Source organism: Nostoc sp. LEGE 12447 (assembly GCF_015206985.1).
GTDB lineage: Bacteria > Cyanobacteriota > Cyanobacteriia > Cyanobacteriales > Nostocaceae > Nostoc.
Genome location: NZ_JADEXT010000028.1, coordinates 66,124 through 92,927 on the forward strand (window position 1 = coordinate 66,124; position 26,804 = coordinate 92,927).

At 41.4% G+C, this 26,804-nt stretch carries 22 protein-coding genes; 8 read left to right on the forward strand and 14 right to left on the reverse strand.

From position 1 onward, the window contains the following. Positions 1–148 precede the first annotated feature (148 nt). Complete coding sequence (locus tag IQ274_RS24355) at positions 149–2,401, forward strand: EAL domain-containing protein (RefSeq protein ID WP_194143705.1); 2,253 nt, start codon at positions 149–151, stop codon at positions 2,399–2,401. A 404-nt stretch (positions 2,402–2,805) separates the two neighbouring features. Here the strand turns inward: IQ274_RS24355 and IQ274_RS24360 are convergent, their stop codons facing one another. The 4 genes from IQ274_RS24360 to IQ274_RS24375 all read right to left on the reverse strand — a co-directional run bounded on the left by IQ274_RS24360 (position 2,806) and on the right by IQ274_RS24375 (position 8,087). Continuing rightward, positions 2,806–4,005, reverse strand: a complete 1,200-nt coding sequence (locus tag IQ274_RS24360; RefSeq protein WP_163928440.1) for a DUF4159 domain-containing protein — start codon at positions 4,003–4,005, stop codon at positions 2,806–2,808. Between the two features lie 80 nt (positions 4,006–4,085). Then, on the reverse strand, positions 4,086–5,117 hold the full coding sequence (locus tag IQ274_RS24365; protein WP_163928439.1) for a phage tail protein: 1,032 nt from the start codon (positions 5,115–5,117) through the stop codon (positions 4,086–4,088). A 115-nt stretch (positions 5,118–5,232) separates the two neighbouring features. After that, positions 5,233–7,431 (reverse strand): putative baseplate assembly protein, encoded by a 2,199-nt coding sequence (locus IQ274_RS24370; protein WP_194143706.1) that lies wholly within the window; start codon positions 7,429–7,431, stop codon positions 5,233–5,235. Positions 7,432–7,673: 242 nt separating this feature from the next. Then, positions 7,674–8,087 carry a GPW/gp25 family protein gene (locus IQ274_RS24375; RefSeq protein WP_194143707.1) on the reverse strand — a complete coding sequence of 138 codons (414 nt, stop codon included), beginning with the start codon at positions 8,085–8,087 and terminating at the stop codon, positions 7,674–7,676. Between the two features lie 443 nt (positions 8,088–8,530). Here IQ274_RS24375 and IQ274_RS24380 point away from each other — a divergent pair, with 443 nt between their 5' ends. Beyond that, positions 8,531–9,013, forward strand: coding sequence for a GNAT family N-acetyltransferase (locus IQ274_RS24380; RefSeq protein ID WP_194143708.1), 483 nt, complete (start codon positions 8,531–8,533; stop codon positions 9,011–9,013). Positions 9,014–9,144: 131 nt separating this feature from the next. Here IQ274_RS24380 and IQ274_RS24385 read toward each other — a convergent pair whose 3' ends face one another. From IQ274_RS24385 to IQ274_RS24410, 6 genes are all read right to left on the reverse strand, one after another. Next, positions 9,145–9,642 (reverse strand): PAAR domain-containing protein, encoded by a 498-nt coding sequence (locus tag IQ274_RS24385; RefSeq protein ID WP_194143709.1) that lies wholly within the window; start codon positions 9,640–9,642, stop codon positions 9,145–9,147. 42 nt (positions 9,643–9,684) lie between these two features. Then, positions 9,685–11,418: a VgrG-related protein gene (locus tag IQ274_RS24390; protein WP_194143710.1), complete on the reverse strand. Its 1,734-nt coding sequence runs from the start codon at positions 11,416–11,418 to the stop codon at positions 9,685–9,687. 80 nt (positions 11,419–11,498) lie between these two features. After that, entirely contained in the window at positions 11,499–12,056 is a 558-nt protein-coding gene (locus IQ274_RS24395) for a hypothetical protein (protein ID WP_114082339.1), read from the reverse strand. A 37-nt stretch (positions 12,057–12,093) separates the two neighbouring features. Beyond that, the gene (locus IQ274_RS24400) at positions 12,094–15,426 is read right to left on the reverse strand and encodes a hypothetical protein (protein WP_194143711.1); all 3,333 of its coding nucleotides are present in this window, start codon (positions 15,424–15,426) and stop codon (positions 12,094–12,096) included. 24 nt (positions 15,427–15,450) lie between these two features. After that, positions 15,451–15,975, reverse strand: coding sequence for a phage tail protein (locus IQ274_RS24405; protein ID WP_114082341.1), 525 nt, complete (start codon positions 15,973–15,975; stop codon positions 15,451–15,453). Then, a complete protein-coding gene (locus IQ274_RS24410) occupies positions 15,975–16,214 on the reverse strand; it encodes a hypothetical protein (protein ID WP_163931147.1) in 240 nt (79 codons plus the stop codon). The genes IQ274_RS24405 and IQ274_RS24410 overlap by 1 nt, the downstream gene beginning before the upstream one ends. Before the next feature lie 219 nt (positions 16,215–16,433). Between IQ274_RS24410 and IQ274_RS36715 the strand changes: the two genes are divergently transcribed. From IQ274_RS36715 to IQ274_RS24430, 4 genes are all read left to right on the forward strand, one after another. Beyond that, positions 16,434–17,777 carry a DUF4157 domain-containing protein gene (locus tag IQ274_RS36715; protein WP_228058337.1) on the forward strand — a complete coding sequence of 448 codons (1,344 nt, stop codon included), beginning with the start codon at positions 16,434–16,436 and terminating at the stop codon, positions 17,775–17,777. A gap of 65 nt (positions 17,778–17,842) precedes the next feature. After that, on the forward strand, positions 17,843–18,094 hold the full coding sequence (locus IQ274_RS24420) for a hypothetical protein (RefSeq protein ID WP_163931144.1): 252 nt from the start codon (positions 17,843–17,845) through the stop codon (positions 18,092–18,094). Between the two features lie 137 nt (positions 18,095–18,231). Continuing rightward, entirely contained in the window at positions 18,232–18,447 is a 216-nt protein-coding gene (locus tag IQ274_RS24425) for a hypothetical protein (protein ID WP_194143712.1), read from the forward strand. After that, complete coding sequence (locus tag IQ274_RS24430; protein ID WP_194143713.1) at positions 18,444–18,878, forward strand: PIN domain-containing protein; 435 nt, start codon at positions 18,444–18,446, stop codon at positions 18,876–18,878. Before IQ274_RS24425 ends, IQ274_RS24430 begins: the two co-directional genes overlap by 4 nt. Positions 18,879–19,126: 248 nt before the next feature. On the opposite strand, the gene IQ274_RS24435 is transcribed toward IQ274_RS24430, so the two are convergent. Genes IQ274_RS24435 through IQ274_RS24450 form a run of 4 tightly spaced genes read right to left on the reverse strand, consistent with a single transcriptional unit; the run spans position 19,127 to position 23,784 of the window. Beyond that, a complete protein-coding gene (locus IQ274_RS24435; RefSeq protein ID WP_163931138.1) occupies positions 19,127–19,774 on the reverse strand; it encodes an FHA domain-containing protein in 648 nt (215 codons plus the stop codon). After that, on the reverse strand, positions 19,746–21,884 hold the full coding sequence (locus IQ274_RS24440; protein WP_194143714.1) for a substrate-binding domain-containing protein: 2,139 nt from the start codon (positions 21,882–21,884) through the stop codon (positions 19,746–19,748). Before IQ274_RS24440 ends, IQ274_RS24435 begins: the two co-directional genes overlap by 29 nt. Positions 21,885–21,927: 43 nt before the next feature. After that, a complete protein-coding gene (locus tag IQ274_RS24445; protein ID WP_114082345.1) occupies positions 21,928–22,608 on the reverse strand; it encodes a response regulator transcription factor in 681 nt (226 codons plus the stop codon). 54 nt (positions 22,609–22,662) lie between these two features. Further along, positions 22,663–23,784, reverse strand: coding sequence for a sensor histidine kinase (locus IQ274_RS24450; RefSeq protein ID WP_194143715.1), 1,122 nt, complete (start codon positions 23,782–23,784; stop codon positions 22,663–22,665). 479 nt (positions 23,785–24,263) lie between these two features. Here IQ274_RS24450 and IQ274_RS24455 point away from each other — a divergent pair, with 479 nt between their 5' ends. Together IQ274_RS24455 and IQ274_RS24460 are read left to right on the forward strand one after the other, a co-directional pair. Next, positions 24,264–25,103, forward strand: a complete 840-nt coding sequence (locus tag IQ274_RS24455; protein WP_012407858.1) for a Pvc16 family protein — start codon at positions 24,264–24,266, stop codon at positions 25,101–25,103. Positions 25,104–25,133: 30 nt separating this feature from the next. Beyond that, positions 25,134–26,795: a phage tail sheath family protein gene (locus IQ274_RS24460; protein WP_163931126.1), complete on the forward strand. Its 1,662-nt coding sequence runs from the start codon at positions 25,134–25,136 to the stop codon at positions 26,793–26,795. Positions 26,796–26,804: the final 9 nt, after the last annotated feature.

A 26,804-nucleotide genomic window follows, 5' to 3' on the forward strand; every position in this document is an offset into this window, starting at 1 on the left:
GGGGGATTTTAATTCTGGTTCCCCTTTTTTAGGGGTGTTAGGTGGGATCAAGAAGTGCCTAAAATCACAGCTAACAATTTTTCCAACAACCTTTTAGTCGTAACCGTTCACAGGTTTTTTAGCTACTGCAAAAATACAGGTACACATCTTGGCTTATAAACATTGGCTAAGTAGTTGCATCAAGGCCATCACGGCTTTCGGATCGCTATACACAAATATTGTGTTGAGAGAGTTGATACCAAAGGCACTTACTTTCCCCAGTTATGGACGACTGTTGGTAGCCAATCGAGAACTAGAGCGGAAAATCAGCGATGTCTACGACGAGCTTCGCTTACTCAAGCAAGCAGAAATTGCGATCAAACAAAGCGAGATTTGCTACCGTGCCATTGTAGAAGATCAGACTGAAGTGATTGCCCGATATTTACCAGACGGCACACTGACGTTTTTCAACCAAGCTTTTGCGCTTTATTATGGGCGATCGCCAGAGGAACTGATCGGCAGCCCCGATCAACCCATTATCTTGGAGGCAGATCGGCAGCGAGTTGCTGAATTTGTAGCTTTAATTAGTGCTGATAATCCTGTTGTCATCATTGAGAATTGTGTGCTTCTGGGAGATCGGGTGTGTTGGACTAAGTGGCGTAACCAAATGATATTTGACGAGCAAGGATGCTTTTTGGAATTTCAATCGGTGGGATACGATATCACAGACTTCAAGCAAATCGAAGAAACACTTTTTCAAGAAAAAGAATTAGCCCAAGTGACATTGCAATCCATCGGAGATGCAGTTCTGACGACAGATGCCTTTGGCAAAATTAAATACCTCAATCCGGTTGCACAATCTCTGCTTGGATGTAGTGAAGCATCCGCAGAAGGGTTGCTGTTAGAAGAAGTCTTTGGAATTGTGCATGAAATGACAGGGGATAAAGTTCAGAACCCAATTGAGCAAGCGTTACAGGAAAATCGAACTGTTAGTCTAGCAAACCATACCGTCTTAATTAATCAGAATAATCAAGAAGTTGCGATTCAAGATTCAGCCTCCCCCATTCGCGATCGTCAGGGACAAGTTATTGGCGGGGTTATGGTGTTTCGTGATGTGACTCAGAACCGCGAGTTTTCACGTCAGCTATTCTGGCAGGCAAGCCATGATGCCTTAACCGGATTGGTAAATCGCCAGGAGTTTGAGCAGCGGATTGAACAAGCATTACGTTTTACCAAATTAGACTACGAGGTTCATGCGTTGTGTTATTTGGATCTCGATCACTTCAAAATCGTAAATGATACCTGTGGTCATGTGGCTGGAGACAAATTGCTGCGTCAAATTACTATCCTATTGCAGCAGAAGATTCGGAAAACTGACACACTGGCACGGTTAGGGGGCGATGAATTTGGCCTATTGCTCAATCAGTGTACACTAAAGCAAGCTTTACTAGTTGCGAATGAGCTGCTTTCGTGTGTTCAAGAGTTCCGGTTTGTTTGGCAAGAGCAGGTATTCTCAATTGGAGCAAGTATCGGCTTAGTCAGTATCGACACGAATAGCGAGAGTGTTGCAGAGATTATCAGCACGGCTGACCTAGCTTGCTATACCGCAAAGAACCGGGGGCGCAATCGCGTGTACGTTGCTCAGACTGACGACCAGGATAGACTGCAACAACGCGGGGAGATGCAGTGGGCTAGCCGCATTTCTCAAGCCTTGGATAGTGATTGGTTTTGTCTCTATGTTCAACCCATTGCTGCAATCACCCCGACGGCTCAAAACGGCAACTATTATGAAGTACTGCTGCGGCTCCGGGATGAAAAGGGAAATTTAGTGTTGCCGATGACGTTTATTCCAGCAGCAGAACGCTACGACTTGATGCACCTGATCGATCGCTGGGTGATTCGGACTCTGTTCAGGAATTGGACAAGGGCTGTTGGCGATCAACAAATCATGTATGCGATTAACCTTTCTGGCTCTAGCATCAACGACGATCAGTTCATTCACTTTCTGTATGAGCAGTTTACCCTATACTCCATCTCACCCCAGCGCATCTGCTTTGAGATTACCGAAACTGTGGCGATCGCTAACTTGAACAAAGCCAACCAATTCATTCAGTCACTTCAACGGATGGGCTGTCGCTTCGCGTTAGACGATTTTGGGGTGGGGATGTCGTCCTTTGCCTATCTCAAGTCTCTGCCTGTGGATTACCTCAAAATTGACGGGAGCTTTATTCGTAACATTGTCGATAATCCTGTGGATAATGCGATTGTGGCAGCAATGACGCACATTAGCAGTGTGATGGGTATTAAGACGATTGCTGAGTTTGTAGAGAATGACGCAATTTTAGAGCGAATTACGGCACTAGGAATTGATTACGCACAGGGATATAGCATTGCAGCACCTCGCCCATTGGTGTTGATATAGCTAGCCTATACACTGTTGGCAAATGTACTACATAGCTTTTGTTAATTCAAGTATTACGTAAGTTCAAATCTGTCAGTTAAGCATTTCTTTCTTCTCTTTGTGTCCTTCTCTACGAGACGCTGCGCGATTGCGGTAGCCTGCGGTAAGCCTCTGCTCGTGTAGGTTCAAATAATTGACTTTGACAAAGAGTTTTAGCCTTAATCCAAGCGTATTGGGTTATAGGGTAGTGGCGTGTCAAGGCTAAAATAGTGCATTAGAAATCTTGGAAATATTCAGATTTTAGAAACATAATTGAATTTTCCTATTGCATCAATTTAACCTTGTCACGCCAGTAGGCATTGCCAAAAAAATGTGTAATAGGTGCAATATTATTTAAAGCAATACCCACCCTACTAACTTGGCTCTCACCACTGTCCTGAATTATCTTCCTGTTGCAAACCTATTAACTGTCGCCGCTTCCAAGCATAGTGAAGAATATTAATTCCAAGTTCTTGGGCTGTACGAATAGTCAATCTGGGTAAATTCAAATCTCTATCCAGTCCCCAAGCGGTTGCTAAATCACCAATTACTAAAATAATTCCGCCACCGATTAACATTTTAATTTGCTGTTGATTAACCATTGGCAAGGCAGCAAATAAGAAAGGTTTTGTCCTTAAAGGATGACTCCGTTGCAATTCTTCTAAAGGTCTTAAAGGGCTTTCTAACTGTTGTGCTAATGCTTGAGTACTCTCAATTAGAGCATTAGCATTTATTGGTGCATCAACGAGAAGCACGCCGCCTAAATTTAAGTAATTTTTGAGGGATTCAAATTCGAGACTATTTAAAGATATAGCCTGTCCACCTGTCAGATAAAGTAGGTCATAATCTTGGATATTTTCACTTAAAGAAACCTGTCCTGGTTCATCAGCCCCTCGTAAACTGGGATATAAGGGTTCTACTGCTTGCAACAAATACGAAAGGCTGAAAAAATTACGCGCACATTCAGGATCGCTATGAGTTGCTTGCGCCATACACACAAGTGCTTGAGGACGCATTTGCGCTTGACGGCGATAACGTAAATCAATATTGTTATATCCAGGAAAGAAAGCATCCGCAGGTTGGGTAATTTCAGTATGTCCTGGTTGCAGAAGTATCCGACATATTTCAATTTCTGAACTGACTGGTATGGAGTTTCTTTGGTCAATTCGATAAGTTTCTTGAACAATATCTCTTTGCTGTCCACGCCGCAATTCATCAGGGTCTACGTAGCTAACTACTAAGTAGATCATGAGTGGTTCAGAACTGACTACTTCTATATCAATAGGAAAATCATAAGAAGTCGGTACAACAATGAGATTACCTGCTAAATCAATTGCAATACCAGGTTGAATTTGCACCCAACGCCCATCTCGATATCTAGCTTCTACTTGACTTGGGGCTGTCACATCTCGAACGCCTAAACCACAGACAATTCCTGGTTGGTTTAAACTTTGATATTGAGCATTTTGCCGATTTCGGTGATAATCATGGGCTGTGCGCCAGCGTTCTGCATTGATTAGTAACCCGTCTGCGGCTTGCAGGCGTTCCAAAGATTTGATTGGTGGGGGTGGGAAAGGATGGGACATAAATAATTAAAAATTCAAAATTCAAAATTCAAAATTAAGAAAAGCTCAGGCAGATGTGCAGAGAGAAGAAGTTTACAATTTTATTGGCTAGAAGGATTTTCAATAGATAGTTCGTATGTACAGAAAGCAGGCTTTTCTTGTTCTATGATTCTTTGGATAAGTTGCTCGTTAATGATGCCACTAGAAATATTTGAACGCAAACGTACTATAAAATGATATGGTTGTCCGCCGGCTAAAACAGCATTTCCTAATTGGGCATCTCCTATGATGAAACTTGGGCCAAAAGGTTCTGTAATACTAATATGTTTATCAGCTTCATTAGGTAAATCTTCATCTAAAGGTAAACCGGTATAAAGATGCAAGTAAAGACGCAATCCTTTACGAGTTCCCCGCCAGCGATAAAGTTCTACAGCCCGACGAATTAAACGCCGTTGTTGCTGAAGATCCCAAACTGAATCTACTTGCCAAGCAACCCAATGAGCCATAAATGGTAGTAATGCTTGTGGTGCTGTCAAGGGATCGAGGTTTGCCCACATGACATTGTAACTATCAACTATTGGTTGAAAAGCTTGCTCAAATATCTTCATGAAGCGACCAATAAAGTCTACTTCTCGATATAAAATTGGCAAGAATTCCATATAGGCGGTGTAAGGACGAATATATAAATCGAAATACTCGCTTCTCTCGATTTGTTCGTTGTCAGTACCTGGATCTATATGTAAAGTAACTAGACTGCGAAAATTGAGAGTTAATTTGTTTTTTGTTCCAGGAGAAATTGCTTCTTGATCTTCAAAAAATGTGTCGGGAATTGAGAAGTAGAGAACAGCATCCATTTGTCCACGAGGTGGTATTTCACTACCCTCTGTGCCAATTTGACACCACTGGGACGGAAAGTTTCCCTCAACACTTAAGCTTACCCGCAAAGGACGTTGTTCTAAGTTTTGCACTTGCACAATCATCTCGCTAGGATGCCCAGGATGCAAGAGTAAAGTACGTCCAGCTACATCCATATCCGCATTTGCAAATCCTAAACCCGCCACTGGTAAAGCTTCGGGTATTTGCATTGGTGTTAATTGAATGCTTACAGCCGGACTAGAGCGACTTTGAACCATAGGATTAGGGATTGGGAATTGGGGAATGGGGAATGGGGAATGGGGAATGGGGAATGGGGGCGAGAATAACTACTGACGAAGGACAAATGACAAATGACAAATGACAAATGACAAATTACGAATTACGAATTATTTGAATGTCGTGATTTGAACGTAGATTGGTATCAGCCCAAGAACATATTAAACCTTCCGAGCCTGGGTCAATCAATTGTTCTGGTGATGGTTGTCGTCGCCAATTTTCTCCTTGCTTACGGATGGGAAACAGCAGGACGGGGCCTAAATGACGCACGCCTGGGGTTTGTTGCAGTAATGCGACAATATCTGATGTATAAACTGGTCGCCCAAATGGCCAACCTTTGCCGTCCATTCCTCCAGTTAATGGATTTAAATATTTATACAGTGATACCCTTAAATTCCGGCGAATTTCTTCTCTGGCAAAAGGATTATCATAAGCAGGTTCTAAAGCAATTTCTGTTTGTACAGAAACACCTACATAATTTGGTTCTTGTAATTCTATTTGTACCCCTAATAACCGTCTTTCATCTAAGTAACTCAAAATTTGCTCTTGCAGGGCATTACTAAGAGCAAAATTTTCTGGTGTCATGCCATTACCTTGCGCGATCGCATCTGTATTTGCATAAGGAACTACCAGTAAACTAACTATACCAGCTTGCCTACGAGAATTTGCTGGCAAACACCGGACGCGCGCGATCGCACCTGCACCCGCTTGTTGAGTTAAAACTTCAAAATCTTCGGCAGTGACGGCGCGATCGCGTGTGCGGAGGATGCGGGGAGCTTTCATTACAGCCTGTTCCAGAGATTCGGCATCTGCACCATTGATTGCAGGTACACGATTTACCACACTAGCAATGTATGGATACGCAGACTTCAAAAACTGGATTGCCCCAGTTTGCACATTGCCTTCCCTACCGCCACCTGTGCGATAAGCAACCATTTTAATCTCTGCACCACGGGGAGGAATCGCCCCATATTGGTGTTCCGACTGGTTATTTTCTAGAACTTGTACAGATGTGTTATCTAGCGATGGTTCTTGAATTCGCGTTCGTACTTGTGTTTGTTGTTTAAGTTGGCTAGGTTCCCGAATCAGCGGCCCAAACTGGATTGTACCAGTGATCGAATCAATGGTGTAATGAAAGTTATGCGGCCCAGAATCAGCAAAATCCCTCACCTCAATCCACTTCTGAGGCAAACCACCACTGGGAGTAACTAAAATATATTCATTTTCTCGGCGTTCTAAAATTGGTGCTGTTTGTAACTGGAAACTCTGACCGGGTGTACCATCGCTAATTCCCAATCGCTCATCTATAATCAGCGTACTGTGACTAGCCCTAACTGTACCGCCAATTGACCGCGCTGCTAAACCAATAATTCTTGGCGGACGATTGTAACCAGTTTCATTGGCTTCTGTGGAAACAAAACTACAGCGCAACCAACGACCCCGGTAAGAGGTAAAATTAGCCACAGGCCAAATTTGAGGCAGATGCAAACGTACCTCTGCACCTTGAGATGGGTTTCCACCCTGTTGGGCCATTTCATAAAAACTGAAACCGCGAGTTTTATCGTCTGACTCTTGCAATAAAACTGCTTGCCAATTTTCTCCATCCCAGGCTTCCCACTTGCGGGGTGGTTGATTAGGGTTAATACCAGCAGGAGTAGCCGCAGCCCCTTGGAAAATAATTTCTAAAACATTAGCATCTAAAGGATCGTCAGAATTAATTGCTAAATAAAAACAGTTACCAGGTTGGGGTTCCTCTTCAAATATCGGTTGTTCATTACCTGTCCAGAAACCGTTAGATTGGCGAGTCCATGAAGTTGTGACTCTTTCGCGCAGAGATTGGGGAATATCTTCGGTAGTTTGGGCAGTTAAGAAGTGTTGGATGCGGGGATTGCCGATAATTAGAGGATAATCTGTGCTGAAGGTAATAGCTTCTGTAGTTTCAGTGCGAATAGTTGAGGCTTCTAATCCTGCGGGAATAGTGTAGGCTTCGGGTAATGCAGCGCTTAAATAAAAAGTTAATTCCGTGCGGGCTGGGGCGGGAGGCTGGAGACGAATACCCAGTAATTCTAGGAAAGCGACATAATTTTTGCGAGGTACTTGGTTAAATCTGAGCAACATCTGGTCAGTCAACCAAGCAAATAACTCAATTAGCGTAATTCCTGGGTCGCTGAGGTTGTGGTCAGTCCATTCGGGACAGTAGCGGGGAATACGCATAATACATTCTTCCACCAAATCATCGAAGGCGCGATCGTCTAAGTTGGAAGAAGGTAATTTCGGTAAAAAATCAAAGTTCATACCAATTTAAAAAAGAATGTGACAGATACAAGGCTAGAAACCCAGATAAAATTTAGCTTTTTTAATTAGGACTTACGCATAAATTATGGAATAACGTAGACGCTTCTCTACGAGACGCTACGCGAACGGCTTGCCGCAGGCTACCGCAGAGGCACAGAGGGCACAGAAAAATCAGAGTTTGAGAGATATTTTGCGTAAGTCGTATTAATTTTTAATTTTTAATTTTCAATTTTTAATTCGGATCACGCTTCCTCCCCAGATGAAACCAAATAATAAGGATAAACAAAACTATAAATATCGGGGCCGTCTTTGAGTCGATAATTGATAATGATGTCCACTCTGCCACGCACAGGGTCAGGATCGGTGACAACTTCATCGATAGTAATGCGCGGTTCCCAAACTTCTAAAGCTTCCAAGACATAAAGACGGATTCGCAGTAGGGTATCGCTATTTAAAGGTGCAAACGCCAGTTCCGATAAGCGCGAACCAAAGGTAGGTCGATAAACCCGCTCACCTACTCCCGTGCGGAGAATAATCCAAATAGATTCTTTAACTTTTTGATCTTCACGGCTAAGTTGTATCCCGCCTTGCACACTTAAATGCAGTGGATAAGCCCAACCTGTTCCCAAATAGGCTCGTTCACGACCATAAACCATATCTGGCACTTAGACAGTTGTACATGGATATCTTCAAAGATATCGGCACAGAGGTTTTAAGCCTATTCGCCAAAGGTCGAGGATGAAGAGGCGGGGGGCAGGGAGCAGAGGAAGCAGTGGAGGAAGAGGATTATTTCAGTAATTCTTTTCTCAAGAACAACTTCTATTCTCTCAAGGGGAGACGCTAAAAGCGATCTGCTTTCTGCCTTCTTCAATCCCTTTCCTGCTAGTATCTTTTCAGGATCGGAATTAGTTTTTTTACAGCTATTTTCAGTTAAATAGACCACACGGTAAGGATACAAGCAATGCTGTACCCTTACGACAGATATAGTTCAAATACATGAAAAGTGCTGTAATTTCAGATAAACGATCGCAAACTAAGGTTGTCGGCAGCCATTGACCAGAAACGTTATGCCAACATTTGAAGAATCAAGAATTAATAAATGATTGAAATTTTTGAAGCAGACCTGACTATAACTGCTCATGCGGAGGCTATGGTGCAATTAATGGATGAGTATGCACTCGACCCGATGGGTGGTAGTAAAGGTCTGTCCGATTACGTTAAAGCAAATCTCTCAGCAGAGCTTGCAAAAAGAAAAGCGGCTCATGTAATTCTTGCGTTTGTCGATGCCGAACCCGCAGGGCTTGTTGTCTGCTTAGAAGGATTCTCTACGTTCGCGTGTAAACCATTACTTAATATTCACGATGTCATCGTTGCTTTACCCTACCGTGGTAGAGGCTTGTCCAAACTGCTGCTACAGAAAGCGGAGGAGATAGCGTTGGATTTGGGCTGCTGCAAACTCACGCTAGAGGTACTGGAAAAAAACCATGTTGCCCAGTCAGCATACAAGGCGTGCGGATTCAGTGGCTATGAGCTAAATCCCCAGATGGGCAAGGCATTATTCTGGGAGAAGAAACTAGGATAAGTGACTGATTGATTAAAAAGTCTTTAAAGCAGATTGATTATGATTACTTGCTATTTGCACTACGTTATCAAGCCTGACAAAATTTCTGATCAAGTTGCAACTCTCCTCCCTGATTTTCTCTACTTCTCCAATCAGCCGCCAATCAAAACAGTAAAATCACCTTTGATAATTTTATTCGGTGGTCCTAATGCTTCTAAAATGGTGTCACCCATCCGAGAAGCGGGTAGATTGTTAATCAGCACAGTCTGACTACCGTCAATCACAACCCCAGGGCCGTGAGGAGGGAGGGGTAAAGGTGTGGCGCAATTATGAATATCAGCACCGGCAGCTGCTGCTGCGATCGCACTACCCATAGTAGCTGCTGATGTTGCCTTTGTAGTTTGTTCGGCAGCTAATGCAGCAGGAGCCCCTGGTGTACCAGCTGCCGCTAGGGTAGCAGCCTCAGCCACTTGGATAGCTGTATCAGAAACTTGTTTGGCGGATTGTAAAGCTGGTACTGCTGCTGCAAGCACGCCCCGCCACGCAGGTAAAGACCCAATCAATACATTGGGACTACCCGGCCCCCCTGTTAAGACTGGGGGTAAAGGGTGCGCCACATTATCAGTAATTCTTGCTGCCGGTTTACCCATCACAACCTCCTATTATGTTAATTACGAATTACGAATTACGAATTAATTAAGTCGAATCATCGCACCTTTAACTGTAATCACGCCGTTGGCTGAAATGTCGATATTGCCAGCAGCATCTAATGACATATTACCTGTTGATTTCACTGAAACAGATTTACCCATATCGTCCATTTTGATTTTATGACCACCTGTGGTTTCAATCTCTATGCACCTTTGACTATCGTTGAGATATATTTTGTGACCGCCTGTGGTTTCTACGCGAATACCTTTTTTACTACTTCCTTTATCCTCTTCAACAAACTGTAGAACATGACCAACACGAGTTTTAATTGTGCGTAATCTGACACCACCTGTAACCGAATCACTCACCTTTTCCGGTGGTGCATCTTTCCCGTTCCATACCCCGCCAATGACATAGGGACGATGGATATCGCCATGTTCAAAACCTACCAAAACTTCATCGTTTACCTCTGGTAAACAGTCAAAACCTCTGTTTGGGCCTGCTCCCACAGCTACAACTCTCGCCCAATCACTTGTATGGTCTTCTGTGAGAGTGGGAAACTTCACCTTCACTCTGCCCATTTTCTCTGGGTCTTGATTATCAGTCACAATTCCCACTAATAAAGTCTCAGATGGCTGTAGACGTTTTTCTGGAGATAGGGTTGTGAATAAGTTACCAGAACGTAGTCCCCGCACGCTGAACTCAGTTTCATAAACGCGCTGATTAAAGAAATGGCGGGTTTCTGTAACATAATACTTACCACTATAGCGATCGCCCATATCCTCAAGACTAATAACCCGTCCAGGACGAATCTCAGGATTCCCTTCTGCTTTGGCATCTGCGTAAACAAATTCTCCTCCTAGTTCATCACACAAAGCCTGAGCCATTGTATCTGCTTGTTTTTTGCTGGCAACAGGCTTATCTACAACAATCATTTTCGGAGACTTAAGATTAGAAAATGCATTACTAGTAGTACTTCCTAGCTTATTACCTGTCTCAGTTATTTGCTTTTCTTTCTTGGCTGTTCCACTAATCAATTTTTTCTGGGTATAGTCCCAGGCGCGTACTTCTACAGAACTTATCTGTTCAGCACTAGTAACACGAGTACTAAATTTATTAATGTCAACTAGCCATTTTAATGATAAAGCTCCCTGAGTTTTTGGTTTGCAAAAATTGAGTTTTTCCTCGGTAATAAATAACTCAAAACCAATGCGAGCAGCTCTCTCTCGCAAAAATTCCATATTCGTTTGATTTTCTTGGAAGACATACTTATGAACTTCACCAGTTGGCTCTATATTGCCAGGTTTTATACCTACTTCTTGAATTATTTTTTTGACTATACCGCTATCAGTTTCATTTAAAAAAGAACGATTATAACGACCTCTATGCAGACGATGAGAAATATCATAACCGCGAACAATTATATCAGCTTCAGATTTTTCATTAAAGTGAACTTCCATCGCTGTAATTTCGCCTTCAATAATGAATTCTCCTACCTCTTCTTGAAAATTATTATCTAGAGTAGTACTTGAAGTAAAACCCAACTTCACTTTTTTACCAATCTTAAACAACTGATCATGTCGCCATGCCTTATTTTCTGCTCGATCAGATGTGGGAATATAGCTATTATGGATTACTAGCGTAAACATTGCTGGTAAATGAAGGCTTTCTTCTATTGTGATTTGCAACAAATCCTTCATTAATTCAGGCGAAGCGGGTTGTTCATCTATCTGTATTTTAGGTTCGCTTAAATAAAGGCTTTTTTTAGGAGGCATAACTATTATTTGATAATTTGTAAAATGTTTAGAGCAGCCTTTAATGACAGAGTAAATACTAATTTATTACTTTATATGTTTTACTTACTCAGTTTTTGACCCTTTTTATCTGTTGCACGAGCGTTGCCTTTAGAATCAGATTTACGTCCTCCAGGCAGGTTATTCTTATCTACTTCTTGCAAGGCTATATCTACCAGTGCCCTGACTGGTGTACCATCACTCAAAAACATATTTAAAGTGTAGGTTAAACTCGTGATTACACAATAAAAATACTCGTCTCCCCATGTAAATATATAGACAGGTGGTCGTTTGTCAGTTGCTTTACTGATAGTTTCTACACCTTTCTTAATGTTATCTATATATTTTTTCATCACCGACTCTTTCGTTTCATAAGTATCATAGAGTAACTGTTTAAGGGTGAATTTGTAAGGTTCAACCCCAGAAAAGTTTACTTTCGGAAGTAGAGTGGTTCCTCTATTTCCATCCTTACTTTCCCACTTAACAGTCCGAGCGAAACTAATATCTGTGGGATTAAACATTAATTCAATATCTGGCGCTTCATTGTTATAAGCTACAAGTTTGGCTTTCTCAAGTTGCGGTTTAAGCTTTTGAATAACAATAATTGCTGGACTTGCCATTTGAATATTCTCCAAAAATTAATTATTGAATGAAAATTTACCAAGGTAATCGACCGGAATAACCGCCATGACGCTCTCGCTCAATTTCTATCCGTTGTCGTAATCTGTGATAAACTTCACGAGCTAGAGCTTCCAAATCAGCTGTATCATCTTTTTCATCTCCTGGAGAAGATGAGGATGCACTCTCTATGGTTTCAGTTATCGGTTGTATTTCTCTAGATATGTCGGGTGGAGTGACTTCTCCACCATTAGCAAAACCTCTAGGTGATGGGAGGTGTTTAGCAAAAACTTGTGGCGATTCTGAAACATGAGAAAATTCATAATTTTGACTGTTTGATTCCCCATCATTAAAATTAAAGCTAGTAAAATCATCATTATTTCCATTTAGTAAATCTTCCACACTTGACCATTGAGAAGGTGTATCTGACCATTGGGAAGGTGTGTGAGTGCTGGAATTTGCTTTTCGGAAAATCAGGGGAGGCGATGAGTATTGAGGTGAAGATTCACCGACATCTATTGTTTTATTTTGAAGAGTATGAAGCTGGGGAGAATTGAGAATAGAAAGTTTCTGTTTATTACTATTCAACCCCAAGTAAGAAGGAATTAAAGAATTTGATATCTCAGGTGAATCAGTCTCAGCGCTTTTTAGCTGTAATGAAGTGTCTGGAAAAGAATCGACTTTAGTCGGAGTCTCTGGAGAAGTTGTTGCTTCTGGTTCTGTGGGATTGGGTGTTTGTAAACTCGGAAGAATAATATCCTGCGGTGTTCCACCCGTGTTGATGTGATGTAGTAGGGGTAGATTCTTCTGTGCATCCCTGGTATTAATGACAAACTCCCCAGGCGTAAGCATTGCAGGTACTGTATCGGAAGGTGCTATCTGCTGGCGATTTTCAACACGTGAGTCTGTAACATGACCACCAGTAGCATAACCTTTAGGCGCGGGCAAATTTTCTGCGATCGCATTTTGCTCAACTTTAGGTGCTGTGCTTACCTCATCTTGTGGAGAAGTTGAGTTGTCTAGAATATCTGGATTATCCCAGGTATCAGCAGTTGATATTTCAGGATTTTCTGATTCTACTGTTTGTTCATTATCAATAATTTCCCTAAAAATACTTGTTTTCTCAATAATTTCAGGCGAATTGGCGCTAAATACCAATGCTTCATTAATTTCAGGTGATGTGGCGCTAATTGTTGGTGTTTCAGCAATCTCAGGCGAATTGGCGCTAACTACCAATCCTTCATCAATTTCAGGTGATGTGGCGCTAATTGTTGGTGCTTCAGCAATCTTAGGCGAATTGGTGCTAACTACCAATGCTTCATCAATCTCAGGTGATGTGGCGCTAATTGTTGGTGCTTCAGTAATTTCAGGCGATGTGGCGCTAATTGTTGGTGTTTCAGTAATCTCAGGCGAATTGGTGCTAACTACCAATGCTTCATCAATCTCAGGTGATGTGGCGCTAACTGTTGGTGTTTCAGTAATCTTAGGCGAATTGGCGTTAACTACCAATGCTTCATCAATTTCAGGTGATGTGGCGCTAATTGTTGGTGTTTCAGTAATCTCAGGTGCTGCTAAGATGGGTTGACTTTCTGTAAACTCCCTACCAAGATTTTGAACATTGCTATCACGTTGTAGTGAAGTCACATTTGCTGAGATATCTGAGACATTAACCACCATCGCAGACTGTGATTCTGAAGTTACTAATTGTTCATCGCTATCAGGGTTGCTGAATAAACTAGGTGTGTCTTCAATAACTGCTGAGGTAGGTGATAACTGGACAGGCGCAATATCTGGAAACTCACTCGTAACACTGGAATCAATTTCCTGACTTTTCATGGAATCTAGAAAACCTTGATCCTGAAAGGATAGAGGCTTTAAATTCTCACTATTATCTGGTATTAAAGAGGGCTGAGGGGTTAGATTTTGCGTTGCTTTTTCTACATTGTGTGAAAAGTCAGGATCAATTTCTTGTTGTACTGTAATAGGATTTTTTGCAACTGAAGACTCAGAATTAGGTGAAGTAAAATCCGTCTCTACGGTATTTTCATTATTCTCCAAAGAACGGAGTAAAGTAGGTGAATCATCAACCTCAGAGGAAGTAAGTGCTGAAGATAAATTTAAAGAATTATCAGAGGCAGAATTATCTGTGACAAAATCATTTGTGCTTTGTTCTGATATTAAGTCTGCTTCGTTAGCTGTAACTTCCTCAAACTTAGTATTAATATCTGGTGATTCTTCTTCCTGCGATAGAGAGTTTAAGATTGGTAAAATATCTTTTGCTTGGATTAAATTTGTTTGACTTACGCTGCTTTTATTGTCAACTCTATACGGAATCTTATCTGTTTCAATGTCTTGTTGTGGTGACGTTTGGCTAACTTGCATATCTGACAGATGAACTGATTCTGAGACTTCAGGTATTAGTTTTTCTTCATTATCTGTAAAGTGAATATCCTGTATAAATATTTTTTCTGTATTCTTTTTAGAAGGAACTTCTATAGATGAACTGTTGACTAATTCACTAGTGTCATCTTCTAATTCAATATTTTCTTCCGATGTTAAAGTATTTTTTGGTAAAGACAAATCTGTACTAGAAAAACTAGATATTAGCTCAGAATTTTCTGACAGATCATCGGTAGCAAAATTCTCGAATAAAGTTGATTGATCTTGAAGGCTAGGTGAAGTATCTACGGTTGGACTACTGACAGAGCTATGATCCTTTGTAGTACTGTCTAACACAATATCTAGTTGTAAATTTGGTGTTTCCAAATTAGCCTCAATAGGCATAGACTCATCTGATATTAATAAGTTATCTTTGTTAAGATTAATATTAGTCTTATCAACAATTGGCTCAAAGTTTTTAGGACTAGATGATTTGATAGCTTTTTTAGTTCTAGATTTTGACTTTGGTTCTTTTTTTAGTGGTTTCTGAGATTTATTTGTTTTTTTTTGCTGAGATTTAGTTTTTATATTTACTTCTTGGGATGTGCCATTACTCGTATTTGTCTCAGTGGGAGTTGGCATTATCTTTGGAATACTATTTTTTACTGATTCATTGCTATTGTCTAATGCAGCTATTGAATCAGAAGCATCAAATTCAATGAACGTAAATTCACTAAAATCACTAGTTATATCCTGAGTATCCCAACTATCCCAACCTATTAATGGTTCAATCGATGGTTCATACTGACGAGACAAGAAAAATTTAGAGGATTTGACTAATGGTGGTTTAGTTTGGATTGTACTGATAAAATTATTTCGTGAATGCAAAGAATGAGACTCTTTTCTCAATATTATTCCCTGAGAATTAGATAAAGATGATATTACCCCAAGGGGATGAATATTGTTTCCTAGTGAAGATTGAATAATTTGCATATTTATAGTTCTAAGAAGAGCCAATTAACTAGAAACGAAATATCCTGATTTTTGATCTCGTTGTACAGAAGAGCCTCCTCCTGTAGACCTTGCAACTTGTAAACCTTCATAAGCTAAAGTTAATTCTTCAATCGCAACTGCCTTCCCATCTGCTTGGAGTGCAGGTGTTTTCCAGGTTATAGGAATAGCACCAATCAAAGTCCAACTCATCATCGTTTCACCGGCTTGATTGAAAATCAGAATATTGACATTGCGTCGAGATGTTTTCTTTTTTTCATCAAAAACTGCATTCATCCAGTTCCAAAAACCTGGATGATCGGTAAATCCTCGTTTAAGAGTTATGTCTGCAAATTCTGTATGACCTAAATAAATTCTTTGCTGGTCGTTAACACCACCTTCCTGAAAAACATTTTTCTTAATTTGAACACTTAATCCTGAACATTCAGCAAAAGATGCAGCAATAGAACTGTCTATCTCTACGTAGAACCGATTAGTAGTGACATAATTTAATTCGTGAGTAATGTTGCCATTGTTAGCGCCTGTAGCCATCACAACCACCTTTGAGAATCATAACTACCTATTCTTTCGCGCTGCGATCGCAAATCTTCTAGCAAAAGTTTATATACGTGTTCTGTAAGCTGGTTCATCAGCCGTGAGTCGTTGAGATATTTACCCGCCGTTTTAGCCGCCTTGCTAGCATCAGATGCCGCCGAAACCCCAGCGTAGCCAGCAGTACCGCCTACATCTCCATCGAACGTAAAAAAAGTTTGTTGCTGTTTTGAGTCCATAAATAAAAAAACTCTCCCTAAATCCAGGCTAAAGGTACTGCATCATAATCAAAAGTAGCCAAAAGTCGAACTTAGTAGGGGCGCAATGCCTTGCGCCCCTACGTTCGCTGAAAATCCCTTACCTTAGAGGAATTGTGTTACAAGTGCGCTCGCTGTAATATCAATGTAAGCAACAGCGTATTATTCATCTAACTACTGCTTGGGAAACAGGAAAAGAAAATGAGAGAACACGTCAGCCGGAAGAAACAAACTACTACAGGCTTCTCAATTCCATCCCTGAAACACCCAACACGCGGCTTTGGTTTGGAGTCGTCGGCAATTTCACGCCAAGCAATTCCTGAAGTACAACCACTCCATAAACCAGTTACTCACGATATCAGTCGCATACCACTGCGTACCCAAGCAAAACTCTCAATTAGCCAGCCTGGAGATATTTACGAACAGGAAGCTGATAGCGTTGCACAGCAAGTAATGCAAAGAATGGCGCAACCTGTAAATCATCAGTCTATCCAACGAGAAGCATTGTCAGAGGAAGAGGAAGAATTGCAGATGAAACCTCTAGCGAATTCCATCACTCCTTTGGTGCAACGAGAAGCGTTGCCAGAGGATGAAGAAGAATTACAGATGAAATCTCTGGACAATAGCACACTGCAACGAAAAGCATTGCCAGAAGATGAGGAAGAATTACAGATGAAATCTCTGGACAATAGCACACTACAACGAGAAGCATTACCAGAGGATGAGGAAGAATTACAGATGAAATTTCTGGACAATAGCACACTACAACGAGAAGCATTGCCAGAGGATGAGGAAGAATTGCAAATGAAATCTCTGGACAACAGCACACTGCAACGAGAAGCATTGCCAGAAGATGAGGAAGAATTGCAGATGAAGCCGATGGTGCAGCGTCAGGCTAAGGCTGGGATGTATGCAGCGCCAGACTTGGAAGCGTCCATTAACCAAGCGCGGGGGGGTGGACAGGCGATCGCAGACAATATCCGCGAACCAATGGAGGTGGCGTTTGGCGCAGATTTCAGTGGGGTGAAGGTTCACACGGATGGTCTGTCTGATCAGTTGAATCGGTCAATTCAGGCGCGTGCTTTTACAACAGGTCAGGATGTGTTCTTTCGGCAGGGAGAATATAATCCAGGGAGTCGCGGTGGTCAGGAGTTGTTGGCGCATGAGTTGACCCATGTTGTACAGCAGAATGAGAATCACTTGTCAAAAAGCTCTCTCCCACATACATTCAATATATCCTCAATATCACAGTCAACTATACAGGGTGTTTTTTCTAGTCCGTCTTCCTTAACCAGTCACTTCAATAAGCACGTAACGATTCAGAACGACGCAGGGGGTGCTTACGCAGACAAAACAGCCTACGAGGCTGCCGCTGATGCGATAGTAGCTGATTCAAGCTCACTTAAAAAAACTCGGGCCGCAGGAGGGATGTACTGTCTTAATACAACGACAGGCCAGTTCGTGGCAACAAATGCATCTGGTAAAGTTTTAACAATGTTTGTTCCTAGCAGCAATCCATTAAATTACTTTACAGCGCAGACATAATATAGCCATATATGCCCATGTATTAGGAAACACTAAGCCAATACACAAAGAGGAAAAGATTTAAAATGTACCAATGCCCTGTATGTGGTTACAAAGGACTAGAAGCACCACCTTACGAGTCGTCCGGCTCACCATCATTTGAAATATGTCCATCTTGTGGAACCGAGTTTGGTTATGATGATTCTGAAACCGATCATGCTACTTTGCGTAATACATGGATACAATCAGGTGCTAAGTGGTGGGATTCATCTACTCCTCCTCCTCCAAATTGGAATCCTTATGAACAGTTGAAAGCAGCAGGACTAGGCGGACAATGAGCAGTGCGATCGCCTGATATAGTAAGTGCGCGAACGTTGCAGTGCTGCAAACAGATCCGCCCGCAGATTGGGTTGAGGGAACGAAAACCAACCAATAAAGATAAAATAGTTTTCAAACTCAAATCACCTTGAAGGCTATGAAAACATCAGCACTTCAGCAAGCCATTGAATCAGTAGAAAGTTTACCCATAGAAGATCAAGAAATCTTGCTGGATATCCTGCAAAAACGATTACAAGAACGGCGACGAACTAACTTATACCAAGAAGTTAGCGAAATTAAACAAGAATTTGCCGAAGTAAACGTAAAATTTGGCTCAGTAGATCAATTCTTAGCAGAATTAGATCAACCATGAAAATCGGTTGGACACCCAAATCTCTTCGTGCTTTTAAACGTCTAATCCGTAAAAACCCGAATCTTAGACCCCTGATTGAACAAACATTACGCCAATTAGCCGAAGATCCCTTTCATCCAAGCTTACACACTCACAAGCTTAAAGGCGATTTATCAAATATCTGGTCATGTTCAATTGATTATAGTTATCGTCGTTTATTATTACCAAGTCCGGTGAATCAATGGTTTCAGGAAGCCTTATCACCTTCGGGAATCTCTCTTTTACCGTTGACTCCAGCGATCGCATCAAGTGCTGTTAATTTATCACCCATTTATCGAGATCCTTTTGACAGAATTATTATCGCCACAGCCATTGAACATCAAGCGAAATTAGCCAGTATTGATGGGTTTTTCCGTCAATATCCAGAATTAGCAACTTTGTTAATGATTTAGAGTGCGTAGTGCGATCGCTGCTCTTGTAGTGACTGTCTTAATAGTCTTGCGATCGCTCGTGTATGAAAATTAATTTAGCGCGATCGCCCCATCTTCCAAATTCTTGTAGCGTGCATTCACGATTTGTAATGTCAAATTCACATTAATTTATGGTGACTATTGCCAAAATCGAAGGGTAGTTGATCGATCAACTACCCCATAAAATTTGATAGCTTTTTGCAACCCTAGTGCATTAGCTAACCGTTTTACTACACAACATATATCGTGAAATTAACTAGGTTGTCTTGACCAAATCGCAATGAATCTCCATTAAGCAGGCGATATTGCATACCAGGAGTGAGAGGATTGTTGTTTAAATAAATACCATTTGTACTCATATCAACAATCATGTATGCATTTTGCGACCAGTCCCAATCGACTCGCGCATGACGACGAGAGACTATTCCCTCACTGGGAATGCCAGTCAAATCAATTTCTGGCGGAGCTATTCCTGGACTTTGACTGCGGCGACCAATATAACCTCCTTCTCCAACGAGGTGAAATTCTCTGCCAGTAGTATGAATCAGCTTTAAGGCTGGCGCTCTTTGAGGCGGAGGGACATAAGCAGGCGGTGTTGGTTGATAAGAAACTCTTGGCTGATAGACTGTTGAATAATCAACGGGGGGTTGTTGGGGAGGTTGGTAATTAGGTTGCTCTGTAGGCGGTCTTTGATACTGAGCAGGTGGTGGTTGACTAGGTTGTTGCTGAATAGGCGGTGGTTGGCTAGGCGGTTGTTGTGGTGTTGAGGAAACTACATTACCCACAGGAGTGGAACACCAGGGACAAACCTTAGCATTGTTAGGCAGGGCGCGGTTAAAATATTCGCAACTAGGATTGGGGCACCGATTTGCAGGCATAGGAATTTATATCATCAGGCATAGGTTGTAAAGCTACGAGACCTACTTTACTAAGTAAACACTGACCCTGACGAGTGGTTAGCATCTGGGCAAATGTAGAACCACCAGGCAGGCGACTGGTGTCTTTAGGGTACACTACAAAAATAGGGTATCCCAAGGGGTAGCTTTGGAATGTTGTGACATCAACATAATAATCATCATGTTGGCACAAATCATCTGAGGGATTAATTGAGCGGCGATCGCGCCGTTGAAACAGAGGTTGAATCGCTGATTTTTTGCCATCTGCGATCGCTAGCGGATAACCAGTACACTGACTCGAAGTTTTACTGATAATGCCAAAACTGATAATACCAGTGGTTCGCCCATCTAGAGTCTCGCTGCGTATCTGATTTTGGGTTTTTGTTGTATCCAGCTTAGTAACATTTGCTGCAAATAAAGCTTCGTCTTGAGGGACATTTTTGAGAACTATTTCCTGAAATTTACTGATGGCTTCCGGTTCTGTTGGGGCAAAAGGTTTCACAGCTAAATTTGGAAGTTTCGGACTAATTTGTTGCCAATTGGTAATTTTACCTGTGTAAATTTGACGCAATTGCTCAAGACTTATTTGCCCTCCAAGAGCATTAGCAAGATTTGAATCTCTCTTATTAAATGCTACAAAAACAAGTAATCCATCATAAGCAACTTGTTTTTTAGAAAGTTTATCTGTGATGTTGTCTACCAAACTAGTAATTGCAAAATCTTTTTTGTTTGTTTCAACTTCTTCGATACTTTTAATCGGATTCTTGACGTTTGCTGACAAAACAGGCTCATAGTTAAATGTTGCTGTCGCATCTGGCTTTGGTCTGGTCAATAACTCTCCTAAACGACTATTTTCTACTGATTGCGTTAAAACATAACTCCACGTACTGTCTTTTTCTCCTGTGTAAGTAAATTGCCCGGCAGGAACATTGGGGACTTCGGAGAAATTTCGCACAAGTCTAGACCATAATATATATTGATTAGGACTATCTGTTTTCTTGCCCAAAAACCAATACAAAATTCCTCCGCCGAGTAGTAATAAAGCCAGAATTCCTATCAGGATTAAAGGCATTGATAAACGCTTTTCTATTGCTTGAGAAGCTGGCGATGACACTGAACTTTTGCCACGATCTTCTTTGGGAAGTTGCAGCAGTGCTTGACGAGCCGTTTCCGCATTTTCGAAAGGAGTTTCTAGACCAATGAGGCGATAAATAAACTGCTTTAAATGGCTATCGGTATCCGGCCATTGTTGATTATCTCTAGGGTCGAGAGGCTGGTTGGATAAAAAATTAGTTGTCCGTCCTGCCCATAGATAAAAGGCTAGCAATCCTAATGATTCTAAATCTTGCTCAGGTCTGGCGGGCACGGGTTGAGGAATAATAGGTGGAATAAATAAGTTTTCCCAGGTAGCTAAATCACAAAAGTATATAGAGAATTTTTGATTATTTTCTAGTTTAATTAAAGTACTATCTAAATTGATATTGCCGTGAGTTATACCAAGTTGTACTTGATTTGAGGGAAAACGCAGCTTTTGGGTGTGGAGAAACTGGAGAGTTTGTAAACCTTGATTTAATACTTCCCGCACATCAGGAGATGTCATTGCGCCCTTTTCTATGAGATATTTCCCTAAAGTTTGGGATGATTCGATTCCTTGAGTGATTAGATAGCAGCGTTCTCCTTTTTCATCTGTGATCGCTTCTTTAGTTTCTACAAGACGAAAGTTTTGAATTCGACTATCGGCTAAACTTACCCCACCCACTCGTTTGAAAGTCTCTTTGCGTTTCAGAGTCTCGCTTTCATTAAAAGAACGATTGGGTAGTAAGTATTCTTTGATGATGACAGGCTGTTTATCTTTAAGTTGAATACCTGAGTATAGGCGGCCTAAACCCCGTACACCAATAAAACTAGCTATTTGATAAGTTCCCTGACTTCCTTTAATCTCAGCCTCCTGTGGTAAAGTTGCTGGAAAACCACATTCCAAGCAAAACTTAGCCCCCTTGATTTGCTGCGCGGTTTGGAAAGGGCGATCGCAACTTAAGGGAGAATTATACGAGCAGGGGTATTCTTGATAAAAAGATTCAAATGAAGGCATATACAAAAAGTTTCGTGAATTGCGCCGATTACTTTCGTCGCGCTCAAGCGTGAACTAATCCTAACTTGAGGGCAGCCACAATAGCTTGAGTCCGACTAGTAACCTTCAATTTTTCAAAAATACTGGTGAGATGCGCCTTAACAGTAGCAACTGTTACATATAAATGTTTAGCGATTTCTTCATTAGAAGCACCTTGAGTTAACCAGTATAAAACTTCTTGCTCTCTTTCGGTTAAATGCACCTCATGACATGCTTTCAGGCAAGAGTCTGAATAAGCCTGAAAAAACCGGAAAAATCGACTAGCAACTTCTGAAGGTAGATAAATTTCCGCTCTTGTAACAGTATCAATAGCCTCACACAATTGTGTTGCCACACGATTTTTAAACACATAACCGGCAGCTCCTGCCTGCATTGCTCTAAAAATCCAGTCGTCTTCTTGATGAGCAGACAACACTAAAACTTTGCCAGTGTAAGCAGTTTCCTTAAGACGTGCCAGAACTGTAATCCCATCACATCCTTTCAATTGCATATCCAGCAAAATTAAATCTGGACACTTCTGGGCTGTAAACTTTAAAACCTGCTCCACAGAATCTGCATCACCTATAACTTCTACAGGTAATGCAGAATTAATACTATAAAAATTCAGGAGAGTACGTAATCCTTGGCGGAAGCGTTCTTCATCATCTACCAGCAAAACCGAAAGTTTCTTACTATCATTAGCCATCTTTTTAATTACAAATTACGTTACCTACGTAGGAACATTATTACTAATTGCGAATTAATTCCCGCTCCTTGGTCGAGGCAAAATTACAGAAAATTGCGCTCCACTTTCTGATAAGGCTTGTGCCCAGATACTTCCTTGATGATCCAAAATAATTTTCTTAGCAATAGTTAAGCCTAGTCCTGTACCTCCTCTGCGCCGGGAATAAAATGGGGTAAATACTTTTTGTAAATCTTCTTGTGATAATCCTGGACCTTGATCTGAAATTTTAATTAAAACTTCATCTTGAAAAACTTGCCAGCTACAGGTAATAGTTCCTGAGTTAGGACTGAAATGGACGGCATTACTGAGGATATTATCAAATACTTGTTTCATTTGTAATTTGTCTATCTTCAGTATGGTTGATGTTTCTGGAATCAATATTTTAAGTTCTTTCTCATTAATTAGAGGTTGTAAATTTTTGATGCTTTCAAGAACTAAACTTCTTAAATCTTGAAGTTTTACCCTCAGTTTTGCACTTTGTCCACAATCAATAAGCTCATTTAAATTAGTATCTAAATCTTGTATACTTTCGCCAATGATTGTTGCTTGCTCTTGCCAAGGGCTATCCTCTAAACCTAAGCATAAGTTATGTGCATACAATCCTATAAGTCCTAGAGAGTTACGCAATTGATGTCCTATTCGATGCAAGATATCTTCCAGGAGCTGAATTTCAGTTTTTTGTCTTCCATAGTCCAAGTAAATATCTGCATACTTACTCAGCAGCATAGCAGAGCGTTTTACATATAATTGCAAGCTCTCTGACAGAGGCTTATGAGTAATGATTTGAATGTATTCAGGTTTTTGATTTTTATATCCTATAGGGCAAATGTAAGAAATGGAAGAAAAATCCTTCAATCTAAATTCATGCAAAGTCAAAGCAGGCGGAAAATCTGTCAGCCATGCTTCAGAGCGCAAATAAGCTAAAGTTTTATGGGAAAAAGGAGCTTGGTCTTGACCATAATTTATAACTTCCTGATGATTTTTCAGCAAGTAATCATGATAGACAATCCGAGCGAAAAAAATTGGATATTGACTAGTTAACTGTTCAGACTCTAACTGACAATAGCTCTGAATATCTGAGGAATTCAAATAATTCGAGCCATTCTCCAGTTTTTGTACATAAAAGCCTAGTGTCATAGCTTCACTCGCTTTTTGCAACCAAATGTTTTTATTCCTCTGCTGACCAGTATAAAATTATGCAGTCTCAGTAATGTTTATTTTTTTATTAAGTTATCTTCTTAGATAATTAATACAAAGAATTATTAAGTTTATGTTTATATACTTATCCTTTCCCTAAGTATATATAGCTACGTAGTACAAATTATTTATTACAAAGCATAATTTTTGTGGCGTGGTCATCTAGCCACTCCTATTAAGAACTGCTCCAGACTAATCTACAAATTGAAGTTACTGCTTTTCGGATTTTTGAAAATCTAATATCTTCCAGCCCACTCAAATGGGGAGCAGGGGGGAAAGAATTAATAACCAGTACCCAATGACCAATGACAAATGACAAATGACCAATTAAAAAAATATCGACAAAAGTCTAATTACCTTTAGAAGGCTGATACATATACTGTAGATGCATCTGGATTAGCTACCAGCAGAACACCTTCATGCTTATCTTCGTTCTTCAAACTTTAGCCGAAATTCTAGCTGGAGGAACCTCACTTACCAGTACAGAGCAAATTGACTTTAGCCATCCTGGTAATCGAAGGGAAGAGGGAGCAGGCCCGACTCTCAATTTATACATTTTTGATATACGTGAGAGTAAGCAGGTACAACATTCTGGTAGGCAAGTTGAACGCAAGCTAACACGCGCTCTACAACCTGCCACTGTAAATTGGGCACCCGCTTGGTTTGATGTTTCACTGCTATTAACAGCCTGGGATAGAACAGCTTTAGGGGAGCATCACTTTATCAGTGAGGCGTTGGCTGTGCTGTTGCGCCATCGCACCTTGGAAGAGGAGTTTTTGGTTCCTGAATTACGGGGCTATGGTAATTTGAACATGACAGTTGCTCTAGAGCCGCCAATTGAAATTGGCTCTTTATGGAGCGCTCTCAATGTGCCATTGCGTTCAGCCTTATATTTGACAGTTACAATTCCCTTCGAGCCACAACCTACGCCAGTACCTTTGGTTTGGGAGCGAATTTTCAATTTGCGAAATCAATTGTCTCGTGATAGTGACAGTCTAGTATTAACCAGGCGAGTTGCGATCGCGGGTATTGTCAAAAGTGCAGTGACAAATCTGCCACTGGTAGCGGCAGAAGTAGCTGTGAGGGGAACTGACAAGTCCATATCAACTACTAAAGAAGGGCTGTTCTTTTTTGAAGACCTTCATTTAGGTAATTATGTTTTGACTCTGAATCATCCTGGCTATTTACCCCAAAACGTCAATGCATTGGTAGATAACCAAAGTAATACTTTCAAAGAAATATTTCTAACTCCTGAATAATTAGATTTTTACTGACTTGGAGAAACTTTCATGGCTAGACTTGATTACTTTGCTCCTGGTGTCTACATCGAAGAAATTGACCGGGGTAGCCGACCAATTGAAGGTGTTAGCACAGCAGTTGCCGGATTTGTAGGTTTTACAGAGGACGTTCGTGGTGGGGCTGAGTTATACAAGCCCATGCTAGTAACCACTTGGACGCAATATTTAAACTACTTTGCCCGTCCCAACTCTGACGGCTTCACCGACTTCAACGCCTATTTACCCTTTTCAGTCTACGGCTACTTTATGAATGGTGGCGGTCGTTGCTGGGTAACAAGCATTGGGACTCAGTTACCAGGCGCGCCCAGACCCGCAACTCCAGAACCGGCTACCCTCAGAATCAACTCTAGAGGTAATCGTCCAGCCCTCCGCTTTACTTTGCGCCCTGAGCAAGCATCAGGCGGATTAGTAAATCTTGTAATTATTGATGGTTCACCCCGCGCCCTACCCGAAGGTACTGAAGGAGAAGCGCCTCCAAATACAGGTGAATATTTCACCATTCAAATTCGTCGGGGAGATGAACTTTTAGAGCAATACGAAAACTTGACAATGAACCGCGAACCTAGTGGTCAAACAGCGACTTATGCGCTGGCGGCATTGAGAAATTCTATGTATGTCACTGTAGAAGACATCACTCAAAGCGGACAACCTTTAGCTCGTCGCCCCGTTAATGGTCAATATGAACTAGCGCCGCCCATTGTTGCCGCCCCACCCGATAGATTTTCGCAAAATTTAGAAGGGGTTCGAGACGATCGCACCGGGGTACGCGGTATCTTTGAAGTTGATGAAATCACAATGCTGGCTTGTCCTGATGTGATGCGGGCTTATCAAGAGCAGGTACTGAATTTAGATCAAGTCCACGGCATCATCGAACTGATGATTAGTATGTGCGAGGGTTCTGCCAGTGGCGATATTCCCAACCCGCCCAACCGCATGGTTGTACTTGATGCGCCACCAGATGCCGTCAAACCCCAGCAAGTAGTGGAGTGGTTGAATAGATTTAACCGTCGTTCGATGTTTGCGGCCCTTTATTATCCTTGGATTAAAGTACCTAATCCACGCGATCGCGGTAATCCAATTTTAGTACCTCCTTGTGGTCATGTGATGGGTGTTTGGGCCCGCACCGACGAAACCAGAGGAGTTTACAAAGCCCCTGCAAATGAAGTTCCCAGAGGCGTAATTGGTTTGGGCTATGAAACAAACTTCCGCGAACAAGAACTATTAAACCCCTTGGGGATAAATTGTATTCGCAGCTTCCCCAACCGAGGTATCCGCATTTGGGGCGCACGCACACTAGTTGAGCCAGATAAAACAGAGTGGCGTTACATTAGTGTGCGTCGGTTAATTAGCTATATCGAAAAATCCCTAGAATTAGGGACTCAATGGGTAGTTTTTGAACCGAACGACCAAGATTTATGGGCACGTGTCACCCGCACCGTTAGTAATTTCTTAGAGCGTATCTGGCGTGAAGGTGCTTTATTTGGGGCATCTCCAGCACAAGCATTTTATGTCAAGTGCGACGAAGAATTGAACCCACCAGAAACCAGAATTTTAGGACGTTTATATATTGAAGTCGGTGTTTGTCCAGTCAGACCGGCTGAATTTGTTGTTTTCCGCATCAGCCAATGGAATGGCATTGAAGATAGCGAATAGGACATTGGG

Bases quoted from the DNA above. Each gene is read 5' to 3' on its own strand.
- IQ274_RS24365 (WP_163928439.1), bottom strand. From the start codon at position 5,117: ATGGTTCAAAGTCGCTCTAGTCCGGCTGTAAGCATTCAATTAACACCA.
- IQ274_RS24380 (WP_194143708.1), top strand. From the start codon at position 8,531: ATGATTGAAATTTTTGAAGCAGACCTGACTATAACTGCTCATGCGGAG.
- IQ274_RS24375 (WP_194143707.1), bottom strand. From the start codon at position 8,087: ATGGTTTATGGTCGTGAACGAGCCTATTTGGGAACAGGTTGGGCTTAT.
- IQ274_RS24360 (WP_163928440.1), bottom strand. From the start codon at position 4,005: ATGTCCCATCCTTTCCCACCCCCACCAATCAAATCTTTGGAACGCCTG.
- IQ274_RS24370 (WP_194143706.1), bottom strand. From the start codon at position 7,431: ATGAACTTTGATTTTTTACCGAAATTACCTTCTTCCAACTTAGACGAT.
- IQ274_RS24390 (WP_194143710.1), bottom strand. From the start codon at position 11,418: ATGCCTCCTAAAAAAAGCCTTTATTTAAGCGAACCTAAAATACAGATA.
- IQ274_RS24405 (WP_114082341.1), bottom strand. From the start codon at position 15,975: ATGGCTACAGGCGCTAACAATGGCAACATTACTCACGAATTAAATTAT.
- IQ274_RS24410 (WP_163931147.1), bottom strand. From the start codon at position 16,214: ATGGACTCAAAACAGCAACAAACTTTTTTTACGTTCGATGGAGATGTA.
- IQ274_RS24435 (WP_163931138.1), bottom strand. From the start codon at position 19,774: ATGCCTGCAAATCGGTGCCCCAATCCTAGTTGCGAATATTTTAACCGC.
- IQ274_RS24440 (WP_194143714.1), bottom strand. From the start codon at position 21,884: ATGCCTTCATTTGAATCTTTTTATCAAGAATACCCCTGCTCGTATAAT.
- IQ274_RS24455 (WP_012407858.1), top strand. From the start codon at position 24,264: ATGCTTATCTTCGTTCTTCAAACTTTAGCCGAAATTCTAGCTGGAGGA.
- IQ274_RS24430 (WP_194143713.1), top strand. From the start codon at position 18,444: ATGAAAATCGGTTGGACACCCAAATCTCTTCGTGCTTTTAAACGTCTA.
- IQ274_RS24425 (WP_194143712.1), top strand. From the start codon at position 18,232: ATGAAAACATCAGCACTTCAGCAAGCCATTGAATCAGTAGAAAGTTTA.
- IQ274_RS24450 (WP_194143715.1), bottom strand. From the start codon at position 23,784: ATGACACTAGGCTTTTATGTACAAAAACTGGAGAATGGCTCGAATTAT.
- IQ274_RS24420 (WP_163931144.1), top strand. From the start codon at position 17,843: ATGTACCAATGCCCTGTATGTGGTTACAAAGGACTAGAAGCACCACCT.
- IQ274_RS24400 (WP_194143711.1), bottom strand. From the start codon at position 15,426: ATGCAAATTATTCAATCTTCACTAGGAAACAATATTCATCCCCTTGGG.
- IQ274_RS24385 (WP_194143709.1), bottom strand. From the start codon at position 9,642: ATGGGTAAACCGGCAGCAAGAATTACTGATAATGTGGCGCACCCTTTA.
- IQ274_RS36715 (WP_228058337.1), top strand. From the start codon at position 16,434: ATGAGAGAACACGTCAGCCGGAAGAAACAAACTACTACAGGCTTCTCA.
- IQ274_RS24395 (WP_114082339.1), bottom strand. From the start codon at position 12,056: ATGGCAAGTCCAGCAATTATTGTTATTCAAAAGCTTAAACCGCAACTT.
- IQ274_RS24460 (WP_163931126.1), top strand. From the start codon at position 25,134: ATGGCTAGACTTGATTACTTTGCTCCTGGTGTCTACATCGAAGAAATT.
- IQ274_RS24445 (WP_114082345.1), bottom strand. From the start codon at position 22,608: ATGGCTAATGATAGTAAGAAACTTTCGGTTTTGCTGGTAGATGATGAA.